5 protein-coding genes and 1 tRNA gene are annotated in these 4142 nt (G+C 71.8%); 4 read left to right on the top strand and 2 right to left on the bottom strand.

The annotated features are described in order from the left end of the window. The first annotated feature begins 444 nt into the window (after positions 1–444). Positions 445–516: transfer RNA gene (locus ACFWX1_RS25230), tRNA-Arg, on the top strand. A gap of 131 nt (positions 517–647) precedes the next feature. Here ACFWX1_RS25230 and ACFWX1_RS25225 read toward each other — a convergent pair. Together ACFWX1_RS25225 and ACFWX1_RS25220 are read right to left on the bottom strand one after the other, a co-directional pair. Next, complete coding sequence (locus tag ACFWX1_RS25225; protein ID WP_378391227.1) at positions 648–1322, bottom strand: enoyl-CoA hydratase-related protein; 675 nt, start codon at positions 1320–1322, stop codon at positions 648–650. Between the two features lie 2 nt (positions 1323–1324). Then, complete coding sequence (locus tag ACFWX1_RS25220) at positions 1325–1984, bottom strand: TetR/AcrR family transcriptional regulator (protein ID WP_378391225.1); 660 nt, start codon at positions 1982–1984, stop codon at positions 1325–1327. 110 nt (positions 1985–2094) lie between these two features. On the opposite strand from ACFWX1_RS25220, the gene ACFWX1_RS25215 reads away from it, so the two are divergent. The 3 genes from ACFWX1_RS25215 to ACFWX1_RS25205 form a co-directional block, all read left to right on the top strand. Next, positions 2095–2457: a GatB/YqeY domain-containing protein gene (locus ACFWX1_RS25215; RefSeq protein ID WP_378391223.1), complete on the top strand. Its 363-nt coding sequence runs from the start codon at positions 2095–2097 to the stop codon at positions 2455–2457. Between the two features lie 15 nt (positions 2458–2472). Beyond that, positions 2473–3540 carry a site-specific integrase gene (locus ACFWX1_RS25210; protein ID WP_378391221.1) on the top strand — a complete coding sequence of 356 codons (1068 nt, stop codon included), beginning with the start codon at positions 2473–2475 and terminating at the stop codon, positions 3538–3540. A 47-nt stretch (positions 3541–3587) separates the two neighbouring features. Beyond that, on the top strand, positions 3588–4142 hold a 555-nt coding region (locus ACFWX1_RS25205; RefSeq protein ID WP_378391219.1), incomplete at its 3' end, for a PAS domain-containing protein.

Below are 4142 nucleotides of genomic sequence, written 5' to 3'. Positions count from 1 at the left end.
CGACAGCCACGAACGCCGGGAGAGGGGGTGCTCACCGTCAGGGGCCCGCGGGGAAACCAAAAGCGCCAACACAGCGCAGCGCCGACATGGCGGCGGGGGTCGGCTTGGACGGGGAGGTCCGGCAGAACCCTTGCCGAGAAAGCCATGTGCCATTCCCGGCATCGCCGCCCTGGACGGACCGGCGAGCGATAATACGTTGACCGTCGCGCTGCCCTCCTCCAGAATGACAGCCACACCGAGAACGAAAGGTCGTCATGACGGACAACGCGCAGCACACGGCTTGGCACGGTTTCCCGCGCCCGGCACGCTGCCGTCGTCAGCGCGCGTTCTCGCAGGTACGTCGGCCGGACTCCCGATGAGCTGAATTCCCCAGCACTTCCGGGAGCCGCCCACGGGAATCCGTCCGGGCGGCTTTTTCGTGGCGTACCGACTTCGCATTCCCACACCCCCGTAGCTCGACGGAAAGAGCACGGCACCGCGTGTGCCGGGTTCCAGGTTCGATTCCTGGCAGGGGTACCGCTGGAACCGGCGCATTCATCCGGCGGGCCGGTGTGGCAGTCACTGCTGCGCTGGTCGCCGTGCCGGTTTCCAGGCCAACCACCGTCCGGGGTGGGGACGCTGCCGAAGCGTTCCCACCCCGGACCTCCTCAGGCGGCGGGTTTCGCCGTGGTCGCCCGGAGTTCGGCCACCGCGGCGGCGAACATCGTGGACTTGATGGCGGCGAGCGTGCCGCGGTCCTTGCCCGCCAGTGCGCGGACGCGCTCCGTGGCGGTCTGGACCAGCTCGGCCGCCTCGGCGATGGCGTCGACCAGGCCGAGTTCCCTCGCTTCGGGGCCGCCGAAGCGCCTCCCGGTGGTCATCGACTCGATCGCGGCGGCCGGGGTGAGCTTGCTCTGGATGAGCGCGGCCATCGCCGGGGTGAAGGGAATCTTGATATCGACCTCGGGAAGGCAGAAATAGCCCCGGTCGGCCCGCATCACACGGAAGTCGTGGGCCAGCGCGAGCATCGCTCCGGCGGCGAAGGCGTGGCCGTTGATCGCGGCCACGGTCGGGACGCCGAGGGTGAGCACGCGCGCGAACAGTTCGTTGACCTCGGCGAGGTAGCTCTCCGCCTGGTCACCGTGGCCCATCAGCCACTCCAGGTCGAGCCCGTTGGAGTAGAACCTGCCGCCGCCGGTGGTGATCAGCGCGGCGGGGTCGGTGCTGTCGGCGACGGTGTCGAGTAGCGAGTGGACGGTCTTGAGCCACTCCGGTGAGAAGCGGTTCTCGTCGTCCCCGAGGTCGAGCACGAACACGGGGCCCTGGTGGCGCAGTTCCGGCACGGTCAGTCCTTTGTGGTCGGTGTGGTGGTGCGGGCACGAGGCGGTGGCGGGACGGCGAGCACCGCGCGCACGGCGGCGGCGAGCCGGTGCCGGGTGTCGGCACCGATCGGCGCCGACACGTCCAGGGGGCCGGTCAGCGCCCGCCGGAACAACGCCGTGGGCAGGTCGACCACGCAGGTGGTGAGCACCTCGACGGCGGCGCCGTCGCGACGTCCCCAGTGCAGGCAGGCGAGCCGGACCAGCAGCGCCACGACTCGTTTGTCCAGCGCCAGCAAGGCATCCGCGATCTCGGTGGGCAGTTGCGGGCCGAGCAGCTCGTCCTTCTTGACGGTGAGCAGCATCCGGGCCGCGGCGGGGCGCCGGAGCGCGAACACGGCGGGAGTGTCGGCGGCCGCGACCACCGCGGCCTCGCTGTCCCCGGCGTCGCCGAGCGCCGCTTCGGCCAGTTCGGTCTGCAGGTCGAGGAAATCGGTGGCCGCACGCAGCCAGACCTGGCCCAGCAACGCGCTGATCGACCCGAACGCGTGGTAGATCGTGCCGTTCGGCACCCCGGCGGCCGCCGCGAGGGTCCGCACGGTGACCTTTCCCGCGCCGACCTCGGCGACCAGCCGCTCGGCGGTGTCGAGCACCTGGCGCAGGTCGTGGACGCGGGGGCGGGCCATGCGGGCACCATAACAGAGCACTTGCTCCAAAACCAGCCTAGACCCTCCTCAGTGGACACTCCTGGGTAAACGGTTAGCCGCTCTCCGCCGGGTCGGTTAGCTTTTCTCCCATGCGTACCGAGCTCAGGCGTGATCTGACAGCCGCCATCAAGGACCGGGACCGGGTCGCCGTCGCGGCGCTCCGCTCGGCACTGGCCGCCATCGAGAACGCCGAAGCGGTCCCCGTCGATCAGCACCGGAAAGCCGGCGAGGTCTCCGGCGAGCACGTCGCCGCTGCGGCGGTGGGCCTCGGCGCCGCCGAGGTCGAGCGGCGCCACCTGACCGAAGCCGACGTCCGTGAGATCGTCGCGCGAGAGGTCAGTGAGCGTACGGCCTCCGCCGCCGAGTACGAGCGGCTCGGCCGCGGCGACGACGCCGATCGGCTTCGCGCGGAGGCGGGCGTCCTCGGCCGTTATCTGCCCGCCGGCCGCTGAGCTAAGGTCGGCGAGGTGACTGGGCAGCCCGTGGACCTCGAGCCGGTGACGCGTGCGGCCGGTCTCGACGCGGCGACTCCGTCGGAACGGCTGGCACGGCTCGATCAGGCGGCGGCCCAGCACGTCGAGACCCAGCGGCCCGCCAACACCCTCAAGGCCTACGCGCAGGACTGGCAGGTGTGGGAGGACTACACCGCCGAGCTCGGCATCCCGCTGCTGTCGGGCTCGATCGGCGCGCTGACCGGGTTCGTGGTGTGGCTGGAGCGCGGGCGCACGCTGCGCCCGGCCGAGCGCGCCGATCCCGCGGTTCCCGAACGCGCGGCGCCTGCCGCTCCCTCGACCATCGAACGACGGCTCACCGGCGCGCTCGCCGGGTTGCGGCAGCACCAGGTGACCGTCGACGCCGAGGCGAGCCGGGCCGCGTGGCGGGCGTTGAAGGGTTATCGGCAGCGCCTCGCGCAGGAGGGCGTCCGCCGGGGCCGGGGCAAGGCGACCATGGTCACCCTCGCGGATCTGCGGGCGATGTCGCGGGCGTGCCCGGACACCGTCGCCGGGCTCCGCGACCGGGCGATGCTGCTCATCGGGTTCCCGATCGCCGCGCGCAGCTCGGATCTGGCGAACCTGCTCGTCACCGACGTCACCCAGCCCGACGACCGCGGCCTCGCCGTCACGGTCCGGCACGGCAAGAGCATCGGCGACATGGTGGTCCCCCGCCGCGAGCACCCCGAAACCGATCCGGTGCGCGCGTGGCGGGCCTGGCTCTCGGCCGCGGAACTCGGCCGTGCCGAGCCGGGCCCCGCGTTCCGCCGGATCGACCGGCACGGCAATGTGGGCACCCAGGCGCTGACCACCGCCGGTGTCAACCAGATCCTCGGCCGCGCGGGCGTCCGCGCCGGACTGTCCTACGCGGTGACCGGGCACTCGCTGCGCTCCGGGTTCGCGACCGAGGCCCGGCGGGCCGGGGCGGACGATCTCGCCATCGCCGACCAGGGCCGGTGGGTACGCGGCAGCCGCGCGCTCTACGAGTACATCCGGCGGGTGGACCAGTGGAAGGACAACGCCGCGGGCGCGCTGGACCTCTGACGCTATCGTGGATACCTGACGGCTGTGCGGTAGGCGAGGTGAGTGTCGTGCACGAGGCTTTGAAGTCGGTGGCCGACAGCGCTTTGTTCGGGGTGACCGCCGCGCCTTATCTCGTCCTCGACGCGAATCTGCGGATCCAGGCCGCCAATCCGGCCTATCTGGGCGCCACCGAGCGTTCACCCGACGAGTTGATCGGCGCGTTCATGTTCGACGCGTTCCCGGACAACCCCGCCGACCCCGATGCCACCGGGGTGCGCAATCTGAGTGCCTCGCTGGAGCGGGTGCTCCGGCGAAGCACGGCGCACGACATGGGAGTGCAACGCTACGACATCCCCGATTCCCGCAATCCGGGGGTGTTCCGGACCAAGACGTGGGGCCCGGTCAACTCTCCCCTGACCGACAATGACGGGCACGTCGTGGGGGCCCTGCACCACGTCGAGGACATCACGGCGGTGCAAGACCTCTTCACGGACGGCAACGCGGCGGCGATGGCCGCCGGTTTACAGCAGCCATCGGCGGTACTGCGGCGCGCGGGGCGGGGCCCCCCGCCCCCAACCCCCCCGCCCGCCGCCCCGCGGGGCGCGTCGGCGCCCCCCCGAGAG

The organism is Amycolatopsis sp. NPDC059021 (genome assembly GCF_042739895.1).
Taxonomy (GTDB): domain Bacteria; phylum Actinomycetota; class Actinomycetes; order Mycobacteriales; family Pseudonocardiaceae; genus Amycolatopsis.
This window is presented reverse-complemented; position numbering and strand designations above follow the sequence as displayed.

Bases quoted from the DNA above. Each gene is read 5' to 3' on its own strand.
- ACFWX1_RS25215 (WP_378391223.1), top strand. From the start codon at position 2,095: ATGCGTACCGAGCTCAGGCGTGATCTGACAGCCGCCATCAAGGACCGG.
- ACFWX1_RS25220 (WP_378391225.1), bottom strand. From the start codon at position 1,984: ATGGCCCGCCCCCGCGTCCACGACCTGCGCCAGGTGCTCGACACCGCC.